Here is a 17,555-nt window from a genome sequence, read left to right on the forward strand (position 1 = left end):
CGCCACGCCACGCCTCGCCGCACCCCACCTCGCAACCGCACCGCGGCCACGGCACATCGCTACCGCGCCACTACGTCCCCACCTCCCCGTGCCATGCCTCTGCGCCCTACACCACAGCCCTGCCGCAGCCTCCTCTCCAGGCGGCATGACACCATCGCGCCGCACCCAGAGGCACCCCCTGACACCCCCCAGGCCCCCAGGCGCCCCCGGCCCTGAGGGCTGACCGAGCGCGATAGGCCGCCAGATCCCGTTTGCCACCACCTACCGCGCCCGCCCTACGCCCTCGCCCGGGATGACCAGGGCCACGGCCTGCCGCCCCGGCACGCCTTCCTCCGCATCACGCTCTACCGGCCCACCCACCCCACACCCACACCCCTCCCCCGGCCCCAGCTCCCCTCACCTCACCTCGCTCCCGTAGCCAAAGGCACACCTCGCCTGATGCCCGTACGTAGTTCCAGGGCCCAGTTGATGTCCTCGGCCATCGGGCGGTCGTGGCCTGCGAGGTCGGCTGACGTCCAGGCGACTCGGAGTACGCGGTCCATGCCGCGGGCTGTCAGGAGGCCGGTTTCCAGGTCGCGTTCTGCTTGTGCCAACGCTCCCGGAGCTACTTGCCAGCGCGTACGCAACTCGTGGCCTGGCACTTCGCTGTTCGTGCTCCATGGCGTGCCCGCGAGGCGGGCGGCGGCGCGGTCGCGGGCGGCTCGAACTCGTTCGGCTACTTCGGCGGTCGTTTCGGCGCCCTGGACGAGCGACAGCAATTCGGAACGCGCGACGGGCTCCACTCCCACCCGCAGGTCGACGCGGTCCATCAGCGGGCCCGACAGCCGGGCGCGGTAGCGCCGGATGGTGGACGGGCGGCATTCGCAGCCGCCTCCGAGCGTGCCGTGGCGCCCGCACGGGCAGGGATTGGCGGCCATGGCGAGGAGAAACTTCGCCGGCATACGCATCATTCCGGCGGCCCGTGCGACCACGACGAATCCCGATTCCAATGGTTGCCGTAGCGCGTCCAGCACACGGGCGTTGCATTCGGCAGCCTCGTCGATGAACAGGACGCCGTGATGGGCCAACGACACGGCACCCGGTCGGGGCAGGCCGCTGCCACCACCCACGAGCGAGGCCATCGTCGCGCTGTGGTGAGGAGCGCAGTACGGCGGACGGTCCACCAACGGCTGCCCAGGAGGAAGGGCGCCGGCCACCGAATGCACTGCCGTCACCTCCAGGGACTCCTTCGGCGACAGTCTGGGCAGCAGTCCGGGCAAGCGTTCTGCCAGGAGGGTTTTCCCCGCTCCGGGAGGGCCCAGAAAGAAAATGTGGTGGCGTCCGGCTGCCGCCACCTCCAGAGCTCTTCGTGCGCTGTGCTGCCCGGCGACGTCCGACAGATCGGGCAGCCGGTCACCGTCCACGCGCCCTGCGTCGAGGCCGCTGCCGGGCACGGCCAGCCCCGCCAGCAGCGAATCCGGGCGCCCTTCGGTGGTCGAGCCCTCGTCCTCCTCTTCCGGCACCGGCTCGTCGGTGAGCACCGCGATCAGCTGCCGGAGGCTTCGTACGCCGAGGACGGAGACCCCTGGGACGAGCGATGCTTCGGCCACGGTCCGCTCCGGCACCACGACCTGGCGGTACCCGGCGTCGGCCGCGGCCAGGACGGCCGGGAGGACTCCGCGTACCGGCCGGACGCGACCGTCCAGTCCCAGCTCGCCGATCATGACGAGGTCGGACAGCTCGCGCGGATCGATCCGTTCCGCCGCGCCGAGCACCGCGCAGGCCACGGCGAGATCGAAACCGCTGCCGCTCTTGGGAACGGAGGCCGGGCTGAGGCCGACGGTGAGTTTCTTCTGCGGCCACTCACCGCCGGAGTTCACGACGGCCGCTCGTACCCTGTCGCGCGATTCGATCAGGCTTTTGTCCGGCAGGCCGACCAGCGCGAAAGCCGCTACCCCCGGCTCCAGGTCCGCCTGGACCTCGACGACCACGCCCTCGACACCGACCAGTGCGACCGAGCACGTACGGGCGAATCCCATGTCAGGTCACCCCCCGCACGTGCTCCAGGAGCGGTGCGCCGCGTGCGGGCAGCAGCACTCCGATCACATCGATGCGCACCCCGCCGGGCGGTGGGCCGCCGTGTTCCTCCAGCCAGCGTTCCGCCAGGCGGACAAGGCGGGCGGCTTTCTCGGGTCGTACGGCCGCCATCGGATGTTCGTACGAGCCGGCGCGGCGTGCCTTGACCTCGCAGAGCACCAAGGCGTCGCCGTCGGCGGCGACGATGTCGACCTCGCCGTCCTGACATCGCCAGTTCCGGTCCAGGATGCGCATACCGACGGAGATCAGGTGTCGGGCCGCCAGGTCTTCCCCGTACCGCCCGAGTGCTCGCCGCGCACTGATGACGGGCGTCGCGGAAGCGGTGAGTGTGGTGGATGAGTTTGACGGGATGGTCGTGGTAAGTGTGGCAATCGGGTCGGTTGTACTACCGGGGACGGCAGTGCGTCCGGAGGGGGTACTGGTACCGCGGGACCTGACACGTCGAGAGCCACTTCGTAGCCCGCTTCGGGGTCCGCCTTGGGGTCCACTTCGGGGTCCGCCTCGGAGTCCGTCTCGGGGCCCGCCGCGAGGGGCGGACCGGCCGCCCCCGAAGCCGGTGATCGCCCGGCCACCCCCGCTTTTCTCTTCCGAATACCCCTGCGGATCCTTCTCGCCCGGCTCCGGCCGGCGATTCTTCTCGTTCGTGGCGTTCACTCGGCACCACCTCCGGCACCGACTGTGACGCTTCAGCCACCATCTGTTGGATCTTGGTGGATAACGAAGCGCTTGTGGACAACTTCGTCACTCAGGCCGGCGACACTCGACGATGCCCCCACGCCCGGCGGGTCCGGCACCAGCGCCAGGACCAGCACCGGCCGCAACACGCCAGCCACGAGCTTCGCCGCCACCCACTCGACGCCCTACCCCAGCACCGCCCGAGCCCCCTCAGCTCCCCGGAAGATCCAGATCGCTCTTGTTCAGCTCCTCGATGTTCACGTCCTTGAACGTCAACACCCGTACCTGCTTCACGAAGCGAGCCGGCCGGTACATGTCCCAGACCCAGGCGTCAGCCATCGAGACCTCGAAGAAGACCTCACCCTGCACGGAGTGCACCTGCATCTCGTAATCGTTCGTGAGATAGAAACGCCGCTCAGTCTCGATCACATACTTGAACAGCCCGACGACGTCGCGGTACTCCCGGTAGAGCTTCAGCTCCATCTCGGTCTCGTACTTTTCGAGGTCCTCGGCGCTCATGGCAGATCCCCTTCAGCCGTGCGTCCCCCTATTGTGCGTCAGGCGCTCTCGGTAGCCAGCAGCACCGGCGCGTCAGGGGGCCCTTCGTCGAGCAGCCTGCGCAGCAGCTCGGCGAATCCCGTCGGATACACCGTCTCATGCGACGCGGAAAGATCTTCCGAAGTCCACCACCTCAGTCCGGACACGCTGCGCCGCTCAAGATCCGTCTGCCCCGACATCTCGGTAGCAGTCCGGTCGGTGCGCGCCAGGTAGTACCACTCGTCCTGGTCCCAGCGTCGGCCGTCGAAGGGGAAGGAGCAGCACCGTTTCCACAGCAGCGGCCCCAGCCGTACGTCGGTGATGCCCGTCTCCTCGGCCAGCTCCCTGTGGGCGGCCTCCTCGCGGGTCTCCGCGCCCTCCACGCCGCCGCCCGGCGTGAACCACCAGGTACGGGTCGGTTCACCCGGTTCGTAGCCGTGCAGCAGCAGGACCCGGTCGTCCGGGTCCAGCAGCACGACCCGCGCGACCTGCCGCACCTGCACCGGCAGGTCCTGGACCGCCTCACGTACCTCGTGCGCCGCATCGGCACCCGTCGTCTCAGCCATCTAGACCTCCCGCGTCGCGTCAGTCACTCCCACGCCTCCCGCGCCGCGTCAGTCACTCCCACGCCTCTCGCGCCGCGTCAGTCACTCCTACGCCTCCCGCGTCGCGCCAGCGGCCCGTACGCCGCGCCGCCCAGGATCAGCACCGCTCCGGCGACGACCGCGATGACGATGATGCGCACCGGCCCGGGCTGAGACGTTCCGCCGGGCATCGCCGCGAAGCTCTCCGGCCGGTCCACCACACCCATGCTGCCGATCGGCCACGCCCTGGCGTCCACCCGCGCGTCCACGGCCGTGCGCGACACGGAGCCGTGGTCGGCGTCCTTGAGGTGCGTCCGGGAGTCCAGGGAGTCGTTGCGGTGATCGCCGAGGAGGAAGAGCTGACCCACCGGCACCTTGGAGCTGAAGCCGGTCGGCGAGGCCGGTCCTGTGGCGTGGAGATACGGTTCTTCGACGGGCTTGCCGTTGATCGTCAGCCGGCCGTCCTTGCTGCAGCAGGCGACCGTGTCGCCGCCCACCCCGACCACCCGCTTGATCATCGGCACATCGCCCCACACCGCGTCCCGGAAGACCACGACGTCACCGCGCCGCACCTCGGAGCCGTCCACCCGCTCGGCCAGCACCCGGTCCCCCACCCCGATCGTCGGGGCCATCGAGTCGGTCGGCACCGTATAAGGGCGGTAGGTCAGCGCTCCCCATACGAAGCCGCCCAGGAACAGCACACAGCCGACGGCCACGACCAGACCGGAAAGCACACTGCCCGTCGTCCGGCCGCGGCCGTCGCCCGTACGTGCCTTACTGCTGCTCATCCCAGCGCTCCCGCCCCGTGAACAACCTGCGTCGAAGATCTGGGACGGCACCCTACCCGGGGGTACGTTCCCCAGTCAGCACCACGAGCCGGGCCGACGGGGGCACGACGTGCGTCCGTGACGCTCATCGGGTGGGCAACTGGCACCGACGCCCTATGGGCCACCGGTCCGTGCAGACACATCCATGGACCCCGCGCCCCGTCCCCGTAACCACCGCAGGCCGCGCCCCGTACCCACCGGGCCACGCACCTCGTACGCGCCAGGCCGCGCCCGGCCTGGCGCGGGCCCTGAGCGCCCCAGCCAGCCCGTACGCGGCCCGAAACTCAGCGTCACCCCCGGAACCCGTACACACCGACGCCACACGTCCGGCCCCGAGGTCAGCAAAGGCCGGACGCCATCCCCCACTCAGTCGGAAACCCGCTCCACCGACCGCGTCACCCGTACGGCCCGCCGACGGCGCCGCCACAGCACGATCGGCACCGCGCCCGCCAGACCGAGCGCCGCCGGCGTCGCCGCCATGGCCTTGTTCAGTGCGGGCTGGTCGAAGGTGTCCGGCACCGACAGCCACGACCAGCGGTTGATCGGCCAGGCGATCGTGAAGGCGCGCCCCACGACCTGCTTGACCTCGACCGTGCCGTTGCCCTTGAGGTTCGTGTGGTAGCGCGAGTCGAGGGAGTCCTGGCGGTGGTCACCCATGACCCAGATGCTGTCCTTGGGCACCTTGATCGGTCCGAACGGCTTGTCGCCGCACGGCGTGTTGCCGGGGAAGAGGTACGAGTCCTCCTTCAGGGCGGTGCCGTTGACCTTGACCGGTCCGGTGCCCTGGCACTCCACGGTGTCACCGCCGACTGCGATGACCCGCTTGATCAGGTCCTTCTCCTCGGCCGACGGCATCAGGCCGATGAAGCTGAGGACCTGCTGGATCGCGTTGGGCTCGGGAGTGGGCACCTCGTTCAGCCAGCCGCCCGGGTCGTGGAAGACGACGACCTCGCCACGTTCCGGTTCGGAGCCGAACCACGGGGTGAGCTTGTCCACCAGCACTCGGTCCCCGCGCTGCAGGGTGTCCTGCATCGAGTCGGACGGGATGGAGAACGCCTGCACCAGGAAGGTCTTGATGATCAGCGCGAGGATCAGCGCGATCCCGATGAGGATCGGCAGCTCTTTCCAGAAGGCACGCGGCTTCTTGCCCTTCTTCACGCTGCCGCTCTCCTCCTCGTCGGCCGGCTCTTTCTTGTCCATCGACACGCCCGGGCCCGTCGGCCGCCCGGGGCCGGCCGGCTCTCCCGGGCCCGTCGCCCGCGCCGGGTCCGCCGGCCCTCCCGGCACTCCGGATGCGGCGGGCTGTGCGGACTCACCGTTTCCCGCCGGCTCCTCGGGCTCTTCGGTTCCGGACCGCGCGCCGACCGCCAAGTCCCCCACATCCACTCCTTACGCCACGCCACTGCCTGCCCGATAACCGGTGCAGGCCCACCACTCCCATAACGAGCGGGAGTTCCGCAGGGGTCGGGAGTTCGGACAAACCGTCGGAGGACACACTATGCGGAGCCCGTCCCGCCGTCGCCCTCGCGCCCGGCGCGTCGCGCACGGTCGCGTAGGTGTCAGGCTCCTCCAGACGACGCCAGTGGCCCACCGGCCAGGCGATGACCACGGCCCGGCCGACCACGCTGTCCACCGAGATCGTCCCACGGTACGGCTCGTCCAGGTGATACCGCGAATCCGCCGAATTGGAGCGATGGTCGCCCATCACGAAGATTCGGCCGACCGGAACCTTGACCTCGAATTTGAACTGTGAGGGCGGATTGCCCGGATGTATGTATGGCTCATCCAGGGGCGTTCCGTTGACCGTGACCCGCCCCTGCTTGTCGCAGCACTTGACGGTGTCGCCACCGACCCCCACCACTCGCTTGATCAAGTCCTGTTCGTCGGCCGACGGGAGCAGCCCGATGAAGGTCATGAACTCCTTGAGCTGCTTGACCACGACCGGATCGTCTGCGGGCTCGACCTGCTCACCTTTGAGCCAGCCCCCGGGGTCCTTGAAGACGACCACGTCACCGCGCTCCGGTTCCGAGCCGAACCAGGGGGTGAGCTTGTCGACCAGGACGCGGTCGCCGATCCGGATGGTCTGCTCCATGGAGCCGGACGGGATCACGAATGCCTGGACGAGAAAAGTCTTGAGCACCAGCGCGATGGCCAGGGCCACGCCGATGAGGATCGGTATCTCTTTGAGGTAGGAGCGACGCCTGCGACGTTTGATGCGACGTGCCTGGCGTCGTCGTGCGGCGCGTCCCCCGGTCGCGGGCCTGGTCGTCCGCGTACTGGCGCGCGCGCTGCCGTCGACCTCGGGGGCTTCGCTGTACGGCTCGTCCCCATGCCTTACGTTTTCGTGCGGTACGCCCTCGTGTCCGGCGGTCTCGTACGGCCCGCCCGACCCGCCTCTGTATCCGGTGCCGTCGTGCGCCTGGCTCCCGTATCCGGTGCTTTCGTACGGCCCGCGCCCGTATCCGGCGCTTTCGTGCGGCCCGCCCCCGTAGCCGGCACTGCCGTACGGCCCACTCCCGTACCCGGCCCCGTCGTACGCTCCGCCCCTGTTTCCCGCAGCTTCGTACGCACCGCCTCCGTACCCTCCGTACGAATCAGCCTCATACGGGCCGACTCCGTACGTAGCTCCCCCGTAGGCCCCTTCCGCGTCCGCCTCACCCGGGTCAGCGCCCGCGCCCCCCTGGTGCCCGTGCCTGGGCCGCCCCCGGTTACCCATGGCTGCCCGCCGCGCCTGGTATGCGGTCGAAGACGCGTGGGCGGTGCAGGGCCGTCCAGTGGCCCACCGGCCAGGCGATCCAGTCGGCGCGGCCGATCACCTTGTCTACCGGGACGGTGCCGCCGCCCGGTTCACCGAGGTGGTCCCGTGAGTCGCGTGATCTGCCGCGATGATCTCCCATGACCCACAGTTTCCCCTCCGGCACCACGATGTCGAACGTGTCGGAGGACGGCGCGTCCCCCGGAAACAGGTAGCTCTCGTCCACCGGCTCGCCGTTCACCTTGATCCGCCCCCGTTTGTCGCAGCAGGTCACCCGGTCCCCGCCGACGCCGATCACGCGCTTGATGTAGTCGGTGGCCGCGGGCTCGGCCAGTCCCAGCGCCGCGCCCGCACCCCTGATCAGTCCGGTCACCGGGTTCTCGCTCGGTTCGCTCTGCAGAAACGAACCGGTGCCGTCGAAGACGATCACATCGCCCCGGCGTGGTGGGCCACCGAAGCGGTACGCCAGCTTGTTGACCAGCACCCGGTCACCGACCCGCAGGGTGTTCTCCATGGAGGAGCTGGGAATCAGGAAGGGCTGGACGACGAAGGCGCTGAGCAGCAGGGCGAAGGCCAGACAGGCCGCGAGCAGCAGGACCGGGCGGTGCCACAGGGCGGACGCGCCGCCCCCTAGCCAGGACCCGAACCGCCGGAGCCGGGACGGCTGCCGCCGTGGCGCCGCCTCCTGGGGCCGCACGCACTGGTCCTGGAGGCCTGTGAGTTCCTTCGGCTCTTCCGGGGGCTGCGCCCCGCGCTTCGTCCGCTCCGCGGGTTCGGCCTGCTCGCTCCCCTCCGTCCCGGAGGAGGGCCGCCCGGAAAAACACGCGGAGCGCGACCCCTGCTCCGGCCCCTGCTCGGGGGCGGGAGAGCGGTCGCGCTCCGAAAGCTGTGCGTCGGTGTCCATCGGACCCTGAGCCTATCCGGCCGGTCCAGGACGCCGGACGTCTGTTCAGCTGTCGCGCTTCTCCTTGATCTTCGCGGCCTTGCCGCGCAGCTCACGGAGGTAGTACAGCTTGGCGCGACGCACGTCACCGCGGGTCACCAGCTCGATCTTCTCGACGATCGGGGTGTGCACGGGGAAGGTGCGCTCGACGCCGACGGAGAAGCTGACCTTGCGGACCGTGAAGGTCTCGCGGACGCCCGCGCCCTGGCGGCGGATGACGACGCCCTTGAACTGCTGCACACGGGAGCGGTTGCCCTCGATGACGCGCACGTGGACGTTGACGGTGTCACCCGGGCGGAAGGCCGGGATGTCGCTGCGCAGCGACGCAGAGTCGACGGAGTCGAGAAGGTTCATGACCCACTGCTTTCTTCGTTGATGCCACAGGTCATCAACGGAACTGGAGAATTGCGTTGAGGTTGCCGTTCCGTCGGGCGGGCGTCGTTCCCCCTGTGGCAGGGGCGCGCGCCGGACGCACACAGCAGCGGCCTATTCTTCCACGTCGTCGCTCGTACGCCCAAATCGACCGTCCGTGCCCTCGGCCCACCCGAGGATGGAGAGGGTCTCCCGGTCCTTCTTGTCGAAGGCGGCCGGGTCGGCGCGCTCGATCAGGTCGGGGCGGTTGCGGTCGGTACGGCGGAACGCCTCGTCCCGGCGCCAGCGGGCGATCTTGCCGTGGTGGCCGCTGAGCAGCACCTCGGGGATGCCGCGGCCGCGCCACTCGGGCGGCTTGGTGTAGACGGGCCCCTCCAGGAGGTCCGCCATCGCGCCGGGGGCGAAGGAGTCGTCCTGGTGGGAGGCCGAGTTGCCCAGCACGCCGGGCAGCAGCCGGGCGATGGCCTCGACCATCACCAGGACGGGAGCCTCGCCGCCGGCCAGGACGTAGTCACCGATGGAGACCTCGCGTACGTCCACGCGGTCGCCGTACTCCTCGATGACGCGGCGGTCGATGCCCTCGTAGCGGGCCGGCGTGAAGATCAGCCAGGGCTTCTCGGACAGTTCCACGGCCAGCTGCTGGGTGAAGGGTATGCCGCTCGGCGTGGGGACGACGATGACCGGGTCGCCCTCCTGGGAGTCGATGACCGAGTCCAGCGCCTCACCCCACGGCTCGGGCTTCATGACCATGCCGGGACCGCCGCCGTACGGTGTGTCGTCGACGGTGTTGTGCTTGTCGTGGGTCCATTCCCGCAGGTCATGGATGCGTACGTCCAGCTGGCCACGGGCGCGGGCCTTGCCGACCAGGGAGACGTTCAGCGGTTCCAGGTATTCCGGGAAGATCGTGACGACGTCGAGCCGCATTACGCGTCCTCACCCGCGTCACGGGCCGGGGCGGCAGCCCCCTCCGCCTCCGAGGGCGCGGTCGCGCCGGACGCGTCGCGGGCCGAGGCCACCTCGGCCTGGCTGTCGTCGAGCAGGCCGGGCGGCGGGTCGATGACCGCCTTCTGCTCCGCCAGGTCGATGTCCGGCACGATCTCCGAGACGAACGGGATCAGGATCTCGCTGCCGTCCGGGCGGCGGACGACCAGCAGGTCCTGGTAGGGCAGGTGGGAGATCTCGGCGATGCGGCCGACCTCGGTGCCGTCGCGGGTGACCACGTCGAGGTCGATGAGCTGGTGGTCGTAGAACTCCTCGGGGTCCTCGGGGACCTCTTCGGGGTCGACCTCCGCGATCAGCAGCGTGTTGCGCAGCGCTTCGGCGCCCGTACGGTCCCGTACGCCCTCGAAGCGCAGCAGCAGACGCCCGCTGTGCACCCGGCCGGTCTCGATGGTCAGCGGGCCGACGGTGGCCGGGTCCGTGGCCAGCACGGCGCCGGGTGCGAGCCGCAGCTCCGGCTCGTCGGTACGCACCTCGACGGTGACCTCGCCCTTGATGCCGTGGGCGCGGCCGATCCGCGCGACTACCAGCTGCACAGTGCCCCTCTTCGCGGCCGGCCGCCCGCCGCTCTCGCGGTGGCGGTCCTCGCCTCGTGATTCGTCAATCGGTGATAACGGTCATACGTGCATCGTCGCAGATGCCTACGACAACGGGCCGGGGTGAGCCGTAGCCCTCCCCGGCCCGTGCCGGTACTGCCTGGTCCGGGGAGTACCCCGGTGCCCCGGTTCTGCTCAGCGAACCTGGTCCACGTCGACGAGGTCGACCCGGATGCCACGGCCGCCGATGGCGCCTACGACCGTCCGCAGGGCACGCGCGGTGCGGCCGTTGCGGCCGATCACCTTCCCGAGGTCGTCGGGGTGGACCCGGACCTCCAGGACGCGCCCGCGGCGCAGGGTGCGCGAGGCGACCTGCACGTCGTCGGGGTTGTCGACGATGCCCTTTACGAGGTGCTCGAGGGCCTCCTCGAGCATGATCAGGACTCGGTCGACTCGGAGGTGGACTCGGCCTCGGCCTCGTCCGCCTTCTTGTCAGCCTTCTTCGCCTTCGGGGTGATGGCCTCACCCTTCGGCTCGTCGCCGGCGTCCTTGGCCAGGGCCTCGAACAGGGCGCTCTTGTCAGCCTTCGGCTCGGCGACCTTCATCGGCGCCGGGGCGGGCAGGCCCTTGAACTTCTGCCAGTCACCGGTGACCTTGAGGATGGCCATGACGGGCTCGGTCGGCTGCGCGCCGACACCCAGCCAGTACTGGACACGCTCGGAGTCGACCTCGATGCGCGACGGGTTCTGCACCGGGTGGTACAGACCGATCTCCTCGATGGCCCGGCCGTCACGGCGGGTGCGGGAGTCGGCGACGATGATGCGGTAGTGAGGCGCGCGGATCTTGCCCAGACGCTTCAGCTTGATCTTGACTGCCACGGGAGTGGTGTCTCCTGGTCTTGACGTGGTTGGGCACAACGGGATGCCACGTGGGGTTGCGGCACTCGGGTGCCCGATGGACGCGCCAGCCGGAGGAGAGAGGGGTCCTGTGCGACTGTCGAGTACAGCTGACCATTGTGCCACACCACTCCAGGTCAGCCGACCGCAGCCACCTCGGGGATCCGGAACGGCTTGCCGCAGCCGCCGCAGACGATGGGCGCCTGAGCCAGTACAGACGGAACAACCCGCACATTTCTACCGCAATCGCATACGGCCTTGACGCGCACACCGCCGCCGGACGAGCCGTGCCGGGCGGCCGGCCCCCGGAAGCTGCGGGCGCTGTCGGCCGTGGTCGCGGCGGAGTGCGCCTTGAGGGCTCTGGCGAGCCGCTCGATGGTGGGGCGGTAGCGCCTTCTGGCCTCGGGGTTGAGCGTGACCAGCGAGAAGCCGCTGCTCGGGTGCGGCTCGTCGACGTGGTCGAGGCCCAACTCCTCGGCGATCGCGAGGAATCGACGGTTGTGGTAACGGCCTGCACGCGAGGTGTCACGGACGCCGCGGGCGGCGGCGATGCCATGGACTGCCTCGTGCAACAGCCGTTCGAAGGAGAGCTCGGCCCCACAGGCGGACGAGGACTCTCCGATCAGGGACTCGGGCGCGGCCAGGTCCGGCAGCTCGGGGTGGTGCCGTTGAATGTCGGCCCACGCGAGCGCCAGCTCGGCGGCGAGAACAGGCGGTGTCGTGCTCACGTCGTGACAACGAGCCGGATCCATCCAGTGTTCCGATTACGGGGCATCTCAAATAATTTGCACGTACCGGTCAGTTTCTGGTCATGGGTTTCGAGGACGGCGTGTGCGCAGAACTGCGGAGAAGGCGCGCGTCGGGTGGCAAGCCGGGGCGTACCCGCGCGTACGCCCCGGCGCGTAAGAGATGGGTACGCGCCGGGGCAACCGTTGCCCGTGGGCCGCGGCGTGACACCGGTGGAGCCCGGTGGGGCTCAGCAGTCGCGCGCGACGACCGCGATGCTATCGGGGGCGTCGTCCGCGTCGGGCACCGACCCGCCCTCGGTTACCAGACACCGTACGGTCACCGGGCCCACGGCGAGCCGGGCCTCCCCCTCCGGGCCGAGTACCGCTCCGGGGTTACGGACCCAGCCGCCTGCTGCCACCACCTCGGCGACCTCCTCGACCGGCGCCACGTCCGAGGTGCGCGAAGGGAAGGTCCGTACGGTCGTCGCCCTGGGCGCGTACGCCCGCGGTCGTCAGCATGCCGCCGATCCGTCGGGCCTCGGCCGATGCGGCGGCTTCGCCCTTGATCGCCAGGACCACGGCCTGGAGCGGGATCGGCCCGACGGGCGTCGCTGACCCACTGGTCGGCGGCCAACGACAAACCTCCGGGACTCTGCACCCACGTGAAGAAGGACTTCGTTGACGATGGTCTCGGAGGTGGGTCTGACGACGGAACGGTCGGGTGACCATGGTGCCGCGCACCGACCGCGTGGTGCCGCGCACCGGACCGTTGTCCGCCGGCTCGGCCTTGCTGATCAACTCCTGGTACCAGCGGTGGAACGTCGTCCGCCTGAGGTGTGAGAACGGGGGCCTTTGCCATGGCGCGCACGGTAAGGGCGCGACACCCGGCACCGGCGAACGGAACTGCACCCCGGCGCACCGAGGGGCGCGCGGGAGACAACCCCGGCGCACCCCTGGACTCCGAGCCGGATGGGGAGTTGTCTGGAATGCGGGGGCGCACGACGCGAACACAGGGGCGGGACACGGGGGAGATCGACCACTGACAGCTTCGGGTTCTCGGCGGATTGGGGCGCTTTCGATGACACCCACGCTCGTACGGCATCACCTCCGGCAGTCCGGCTCGTCCGGTTCGAACGACCCCTCCGCACCGGCCGGCCCCTGCGGGCGCGCCCGGGACTGGGCCGAGATCCAGGAACGGATGCTGGTGCCGCTGTACGAGGCCGTCTACGACCGGGTGGGCGTCGGGCCGACCACCAGGCTGCTGGGCCTGGGCTGCGGTTCCGGGCTCGCGCTGCTGATCGCGGCGGCGCGTGGCGCGCAGGTCTGCGGTGTGGACGCGGACGAGGGACGGCTGGATCTGGCGCGGGAGCGGCTGACTCCCGACTCCGCTCGCGAGGCTGGGGACGGCGCGGCGCGTGCCACGTTGCTGGCGTGCGGCAGTCCCGAGCGGGCGGCCGCCCCGGAGGGTGCATTCAATCTGGTGACGGCATTTCACCCGGTGGGCTGCGTGAGCAGCATCGAGGGGCTGACGGCTTCACTGGTGACGGCCGCCGGCCTCGCGGAGCGCGGCAGCCCTGTGGTGCTCGGCGGCTGGGGCCCGGTGGAACGGTGCGCCACGGCGAGTGTGCTGCGGGTGGCCCAGCGACTGGCGGACCCGTTGCGTACGACGGGCGGCTGGCGGCCCAGCGGCCGGGACGACCTTGAGGACCTGGCCGACCGTGCGGGATTGCGGCCCGACGGGTCGGGGCGGGTGGCCTGCCCGTTCGGATACGGCGACCTGCCGAGCGCGGTACGGGGGCTGCTGTCCACGGGGCTGTTCGACGCGGCGCTGGAGGTCACCGAGGCGGCGCAGGTGGAGAAGGAGCTGAGCGAGGCACTGCACCCGCACCAGCGTCCGGACGGCACGGTCTGGATGGCGAACGTGTTCCGTTATCTCATCGCCCGCACGTGATTCTTCCTGCCCGGTCCACCTTCCCGACGCTCTGCCCTTGCACCTCCCTGGCGTTCTGCCCTTCCACCTTCCCGGCGCCCTGTCCTTCAGTTGCTCCACCCCTCTCGTCCTTCCCCCTCCCGACGTCCTGACTGGCGAAACCGATGCTTGGCCAGTCGGCTTGTCCCGGGCGTTGCCGATGTGGCGCAGCGGCTTGTCCCCGAGCGTTGCCGATGTGGCGCAGCGGCCCGGGCCGGGCGTCGGCCGGAAACGGGATCTGGGCAACCGCCCATTCCAGGCTTCGCTCCGCAAGCCGGACCGAGCATTCGCGTCAACATCGAGGCCCCAGACATTCACCCGTGCGAGGTATACCCAATATCCAGAATTCTGTTTACTGTCATTTCCATGAACAGCATCGACGAACGGTTCCTCACCCGCAACGGACACGCCGCCCGACGACTCTCCGCCCTCCTGATCAACCGGCCCACCGAGGGCGACGCCGCGCGGCTCCCCCGGGTCCGCGATCTGGCCGCGGAACTCGGGGTGGGCAATGGGACGGTGCAGGCGGCGCTCCAGTTGCTGGAGGAGTCGGGGGCGATAGAGACCGTGGCGCGCGGACATCTCGGCACCTTCCTGGTGCGCGCGGACCGCGCCATACTGTGGCGCCTCGCCGGGCTGGGCACCGTCCTCGCCGCGATGCCGCTGCCCCACTCGCGCCGGTACGAAGGCCTGGCCACCGGACTGCGGACCGCCTTCGAGGAGGCCGGCGCACCCTTCGCGATCACCTTCATGCGGGGCGCCGCCTCGCGGGTCTCCGCCTTGTTGGACGGCAAGGTCGATCTGGCGGTGCTGTCCCGCTTCGCGGCCGACCGGATGACGGCACAGCATCCCGTCGAACTGATCGCCGACCTGGGGCCGGCCACCTATGTCGGCGCACACGGTCTGCTGCTGCGGCATGGGGTCCAGCTCGACACCGACGGTCTGCGGGTCGCCGTGGACCCCGCGTCGGAGGATCAACGGGCGCTGGCTGAGCGGGCGTTCGCCGATCGGCCGGACGTGACCTGGCTGGAGAGTTCGTCCATACGGATCCACGACCTGTTCACGCACGACCGGGCCGACGCCACCGTGTGGAGCCTCGACGAGGTGCAGGGGCGGCTGGGCGACGGGGTGGAAGTGCTGCCGCTGGGTGACGAGGTCTCCGGCGATCTGTCGCTGCGCAATTCCAGTGCGGCACTGATAGCCCGCAAGGAGGGCAGCGAGGCGCTGGCAGCCGTGAGCGGATCGCTCGACCTGGAAGCCGTCACGAGTCTGCAGGCCGAGGTGGTGCGAGGGGAGCGCGTTCCTTCCTACTGAGGCGGCTGCGGCGGCCGGCGGGGGACAGCTAGCTGGAGCGCCGTTCCGAACGGGGCATCGGGAGACCTGTACGCAGGTGCTCCCCCCGAGGCTTCACGCCGATGTGCAAGACACCGGATTTCGTCTACCGATGATCAGGGGGACGGGCATGGACACTCTGCTGGCACAGCGCATCCGGATTTTCGTCGAGAGCGGTCAGGTGCGACCCGAGGTCGCCGCGTTCGTACGGGCCGAGCTGGACGCGCTGGCCGCCGACGGGTGTGTGGTCACCGAAGAGTCCGCGGGGATGCTCACCAGCCACTTGCTGATGGCGTTGACCCGGCTGCAGGACGGCGAGCCGGTCGAGGAGTTCCGCGCCGACGACATAGCGGCCGCTGAACTGGCCGACCATCCGGAGGCCGTCCGGCGGGCCCACGCCGTCTCCGTACGGGCCGAGAGCGCCCTCGGCTCTCCGCTCCCCGAGTCCGAGATCAGCTTCCTGGCGATGCATTTCGCCCTCCTGCGAAGGGACACACCATGACGACCATCCTCACCGGCGGTGTCGGCAAGGCCGAGGTCGCGGCCACCGTGCAGCGGCTGGCACTGGACGGCGTCGAGGTCGTGGTCAGCAACGACATGGACGCGGCCGCACGGCTGCGGGCCGGCCGGGCGGACTACTTCCTGGGCACCTGCCAGACCGGAGCCGGGGCGTCACTGGGCGTGCTGGTCGGGCTCCTGGGCTCCGCCGTCTGCCACACCTTCGGCCGCTCGGTCCCGTCGGAGAGCGAGATCGCCGGCCTGCTGGACCAGGGCAAGAAGGTGTTCGGTTTCGCGGTGGACCAGATCGACGTGATCACGCCAGCGCTGGCCGGGGCCATAGCCGCCCGCACCTGACCGCGCCGGGCCCACCACCGGGCCCGGTGCCCGGGCCCCCGTGGGCCGTGCGATCCGATGATGTGCCAGGGCACAAAGGAGTGACCCCGTGAGCAGCACCGTCCTCACCGCGAGCACCGGTCTCAACTTCTCGCTCGCGCAGCAACTGACCGTCGTGGCCCTGTGCGCGCTGACCGCCTTCCTCGCGCACCTGGCGCTGGCCGTCTTCAACGACGGTGTGCGCCCCTTCATGCTCGACTTCATCCAGGGCCGTACGACCCGGAGCGCCACCACGGCGGTGTCCTTCGGGCTCTCCGCCGGGTTCATCTTCGGTCTGGGGGCGCCGATGGCGCTCTCCTCCGGGGTGCTCAATCCCTGGCTGGTGTTCCTGCCCACCGACGTCCTGGGCATCCTGGCGCCGAAGAAGTGGCTCGCGCCGCTGCTCGGCGGTGCGTGGGGTGCGGTGGTCGTGTTCGGTCTGGCCGGGGCCAATGAGCTCGCGCACGAACTGCCGGTCGACTTCCTGACGGCCATGCAGCAGATGGCGACGCCGATTCTCTTTCTCTTCGCGCTGTTTCCGGTGTTGGCGATCACCAAGCAGTTCGGGCGGTTGCGTGGCGCGCTGGCCGGTGGGGTGGAGCTGGCGCTCGTGGTGCTGACGATGAAGGTGTGGCCCGAGGTGTTCGCGGGGGCGCCGGCCATGGCGGTCGGCGTGCTGCTTCTCATCGGGTTCGCGGTGACCAAGGACGTACGGCAGCGCCGGGCGGAGCGAGCCGCGGCGGGTGCGACGACGTCCGTGAGCGAGGCGGCTCCGGGTGACCCGGTCGCGGTCGGGGCGGCGGGTGAGGCGGATCCGTTGGCGTCGCTGTTCGGCGCCGGTGCGGCCCGGTTGCGACGGCACCTGCTGTTGTTCATGGTGCTGGGGGCCGGGGTCTGTCTGCTGGCTCAGCTGCATGTGTTCGGTGGCGGGGAGGCGACCAGCTTTCTGATCGCCAAGGGGCAGTACGCGGAGGCGGCGCAGGTCGACTTCTACCGGGCCCTCGGATTCATTCCGCTGATCGCCACTACGGCGCTGGCCTCCGGCGCGTACGGCATCGTCGGGTTCACCCTCGTCTACCCGGTCGGGTATCTGCTGCCGAACCCCTGGCTGGCGGTGGTCTGCGGGGCGCTGGTCTTCGCGGCCGAAGTGCTGGCCCTCAGCTGGACGGGGAAGGTGCTGAGCAAGCTGCCTTCGGTCCGCGACTGTTCCGAGCATCTGCGCGGCGCCATCGGCGACACCCTGCAACTGGCCATCCTCTTCGGCTCCTTGATGGCGGCGAACGCCATGGGCGGCGGGCTGGGGGTCCTGATAGCCGGCGGCCTCTACCTGCTGAACGAGGCAGTGGGCCGGGTGGTGGTCCGGATGGCCGCCGCTCCCGCCGCGGTCGTCGTCACCGGCATCGTCCTCAATCTCCTGCATTGGCTGCATCTCTTCACCCCGGTCAAAAGCTGA

18 protein-coding genes and 2 pseudogenes are annotated in these 17,555 nt (G+C 70.0%); 5 read left to right on the forward strand and 15 right to left on the reverse strand.

What is annotated here, in order from left to right; all coding sequences use genetic code 11:
• Positions 1-401: 401 nt before the first annotated feature.
• The 15 genes and pseudogenes from AB0L45_RS28070 to AB0L45_RS28140 all read right to left on the reverse strand — a co-directional run.
• A complete protein-coding gene (locus AB0L45_RS28070) occupies positions 402-2,018 on the reverse strand; it encodes a YifB family Mg chelatase-like AAA ATPase (protein WP_365844695.1) in 1,617 nt (538 codons plus the stop codon).
• 1 nt (position 2,019) lies between these two features.
• A complete protein-coding gene (locus AB0L45_RS28075; RefSeq protein ID WP_365844828.1) occupies positions 2,020-2,379 on the reverse strand; it encodes a YraN family protein in 360 nt (119 codons plus the stop codon).
• A gap of 582 nt (positions 2,380-2,961) precedes the next feature.
• On the reverse strand, positions 2,962-3,270 hold the full coding sequence (locus AB0L45_RS28080; RefSeq protein WP_003980220.1) for a DUF2469 domain-containing protein: 309 nt from the start codon (positions 3,268-3,270) through the stop codon (positions 2,962-2,964).
• A 38-nt stretch (positions 3,271-3,308) separates the two neighbouring features.
• Positions 3,309-3,797, reverse strand: coding sequence for an NUDIX domain-containing protein (locus tag AB0L45_RS28085; RefSeq protein WP_365844830.1), 489 nt, complete (start codon positions 3,795-3,797; stop codon positions 3,309-3,311).
• A gap of 134 nt (positions 3,798-3,931) precedes the next feature.
• Positions 3,932-4,660 (reverse strand): signal peptidase I, encoded by a 729-nt coding sequence (gene lepB, locus AB0L45_RS28090; RefSeq protein WP_365844698.1) that lies wholly within the window; start codon positions 4,658-4,660, stop codon positions 3,932-3,934.
• A gap of 405 nt (positions 4,661-5,065) precedes the next feature.
• Positions 5,066-6,070, reverse strand: a complete 1,005-nt coding sequence (gene lepB / locus AB0L45_RS28095; RefSeq protein WP_365844832.1) for a signal peptidase I — start codon at positions 6,068-6,070, stop codon at positions 5,066-5,068.
• Positions 6,012-6,947: pseudogene (lepB, locus tag AB0L45_RS28100) on the reverse strand (signal peptidase I); the annotation flags it as partial. The gene lepB (AB0L45_RS28095) and the pseudogene lepB (AB0L45_RS28100), both read right to left, overlap by 59 nt.
• A 460-nt stretch (positions 6,948-7,407) precedes the next feature.
• Positions 7,408-8,358: a signal peptidase I gene (gene lepB, locus AB0L45_RS28105; RefSeq protein ID WP_365844700.1), complete on the reverse strand. Its 951-nt coding sequence runs from the start codon at positions 8,356-8,358 to the stop codon at positions 7,408-7,410.
• Between the two features lie 45 nt (positions 8,359-8,403).
• The gene (gene rplS / locus AB0L45_RS28110; protein WP_003980226.1) at positions 8,404-8,751 is read right to left on the reverse strand and encodes a 50S ribosomal protein L19; all 348 of its coding nucleotides are present in this window, start codon (positions 8,749-8,751) and stop codon (positions 8,404-8,406) included.
• 132 nt (positions 8,752-8,883) lie between these two features.
• Positions 8,884-9,693 (reverse strand): tRNA (guanosine(37)-N1)-methyltransferase TrmD, encoded by an 810-nt coding sequence (gene trmD / locus AB0L45_RS28115; RefSeq protein WP_365844702.1) that lies wholly within the window; start codon positions 9,691-9,693, stop codon positions 8,884-8,886.
• Positions 9,693-10,304, reverse strand: coding sequence for a ribosome maturation factor RimM (rimM, locus tag AB0L45_RS28120; protein WP_365844704.1), 612 nt, complete (start codon positions 10,302-10,304; stop codon positions 9,693-9,695). The genes trmD and rimM overlap by 1 nt, the downstream gene beginning before the upstream one ends.
• Positions 10,305-10,499: 195 nt before the next feature.
• Entirely contained in the window at positions 10,500-10,739 is a 240-nt protein-coding gene (locus AB0L45_RS28125) for an RNA-binding protein (protein WP_003980229.1), read from the reverse strand.
• Between the two features lie 2 nt (positions 10,740-10,741).
• On the reverse strand, positions 10,742-11,182 hold the full coding sequence (gene rpsP / locus AB0L45_RS28130) for a 30S ribosomal protein S16 (RefSeq protein WP_365844706.1): 441 nt from the start codon (positions 11,180-11,182) through the stop codon (positions 10,742-10,744).
• Between the two features lie 155 nt (positions 11,183-11,337).
• Positions 11,338-11,928, reverse strand: a complete 591-nt coding sequence (locus tag AB0L45_RS28135) for a hypothetical protein (protein ID WP_003980231.1) — start codon at positions 11,926-11,928, stop codon at positions 11,338-11,340.
• A gap of 248 nt (positions 11,929-12,176) precedes the next feature.
• A pseudogene (locus AB0L45_RS28140) lies at positions 12,177-12,516 on the reverse strand (hypothetical protein); the annotation flags it as partial.
• 490 nt (positions 12,517-13,006) lie between these two features.
• Here AB0L45_RS28140 and AB0L45_RS28145 point away from each other — a divergent pair.
• From AB0L45_RS28145 to AB0L45_RS28165, 5 genes are all read left to right on the forward strand, one after another.
• A complete protein-coding gene (locus AB0L45_RS28145; protein ID WP_365844709.1) occupies positions 13,007-13,879 on the forward strand; it encodes a methyltransferase domain-containing protein in 873 nt (290 codons plus the stop codon).
• Between the two features lie 384 nt (positions 13,880-14,263).
• Complete coding sequence (yhfZ, locus tag AB0L45_RS28150) at positions 14,264-15,211, forward strand: GntR family transcriptional regulator YhfZ (RefSeq protein WP_365844711.1); 948 nt, start codon at positions 14,264-14,266, stop codon at positions 15,209-15,211.
• Positions 15,212-15,359: 148 nt separating this feature from the next.
• Positions 15,360-15,731, forward strand: a complete 372-nt coding sequence (locus AB0L45_RS28155) for a PRD domain-containing protein (protein WP_365844713.1) — start codon at positions 15,360-15,362, stop codon at positions 15,729-15,731.
• A complete protein-coding gene (locus AB0L45_RS28160) occupies positions 15,728-16,084 on the forward strand; it encodes a DUF2620 family protein (protein ID WP_365844715.1) in 357 nt (118 codons plus the stop codon). Before AB0L45_RS28155 ends, AB0L45_RS28160 begins: the two co-directional genes overlap by 4 nt.
• Before the next feature lie 88 nt (positions 16,085-16,172).
• Positions 16,173-17,555, forward strand: a complete 1,383-nt coding sequence (locus AB0L45_RS28165; protein WP_365844717.1) for a YhfT family protein — start codon at positions 16,173-16,175, stop codon at positions 17,553-17,555.

Origin of the sequence: Streptomyces sp. NPDC052496 (assembly GCF_040679095.1) — a bacterium.
In the GTDB taxonomy this organism is placed as follows: Bacteria; Actinomycetota; Actinomycetes; order Streptomycetales; family Streptomycetaceae; genus Streptomyces.

What these genes read in the sequence shown, in the direction of transcription:
- AB0L45_RS28080 (WP_003980220.1), bottom strand. Translation starts at nt 3,270, where the DNA reads ATGAGCGCCGAGGACCTCGAAAAGTACGAGACCGAGATGGAGCTGAAG.
- lepB (WP_365844700.1), bottom strand. Translation starts at nt 8,358, where the DNA reads ATGGACACCGACGCACAGCTTTCGGAGCGCGACCGCTCTCCCGCCCCC.
- AB0L45_RS28070 (WP_365844695.1), bottom strand. Translation starts at nt 2,018, where the DNA reads ATGGGATTCGCCCGTACGTGCTCGGTCGCACTGGTCGGTGTCGAGGGC.
- lepB (WP_365844698.1), bottom strand. Translation starts at nt 4,660, where the DNA reads ATGAGCAGCAGTAAGGCACGTACGGGCGACGGCCGCGGCCGGACGACG.
- AB0L45_RS28145 (WP_365844709.1), top strand. Translation starts at nt 13,007, where the DNA reads ATGACACCCACGCTCGTACGGCATCACCTCCGGCAGTCCGGCTCGTCC.
- yhfZ (WP_365844711.1), top strand. Translation starts at nt 14,264, where the DNA reads ATGAACAGCATCGACGAACGGTTCCTCACCCGCAACGGACACGCCGCC.
- trmD (WP_365844702.1), bottom strand. Translation starts at nt 9,693, where the DNA reads ATGCGGCTCGACGTCGTCACGATCTTCCCGGAATACCTGGAACCGCTG.
- AB0L45_RS28155 (WP_365844713.1), top strand. Translation starts at nt 15,360, where the DNA reads ATGGACACTCTGCTGGCACAGCGCATCCGGATTTTCGTCGAGAGCGGT.
- rplS (WP_003980226.1), bottom strand. Translation starts at nt 8,751, where the DNA reads ATGAACCTTCTCGACTCCGTCGACTCTGCGTCGCTGCGCAGCGACATC.
- AB0L45_RS28125 (WP_003980229.1), bottom strand. Translation starts at nt 10,739, where the DNA reads ATGCTCGAGGAGGCCCTCGAGCACCTCGTAAAGGGCATCGTCGACAAC.
- AB0L45_RS28160 (WP_365844715.1), top strand. Translation starts at nt 15,728, where the DNA reads ATGACGACCATCCTCACCGGCGGTGTCGGCAAGGCCGAGGTCGCGGCC.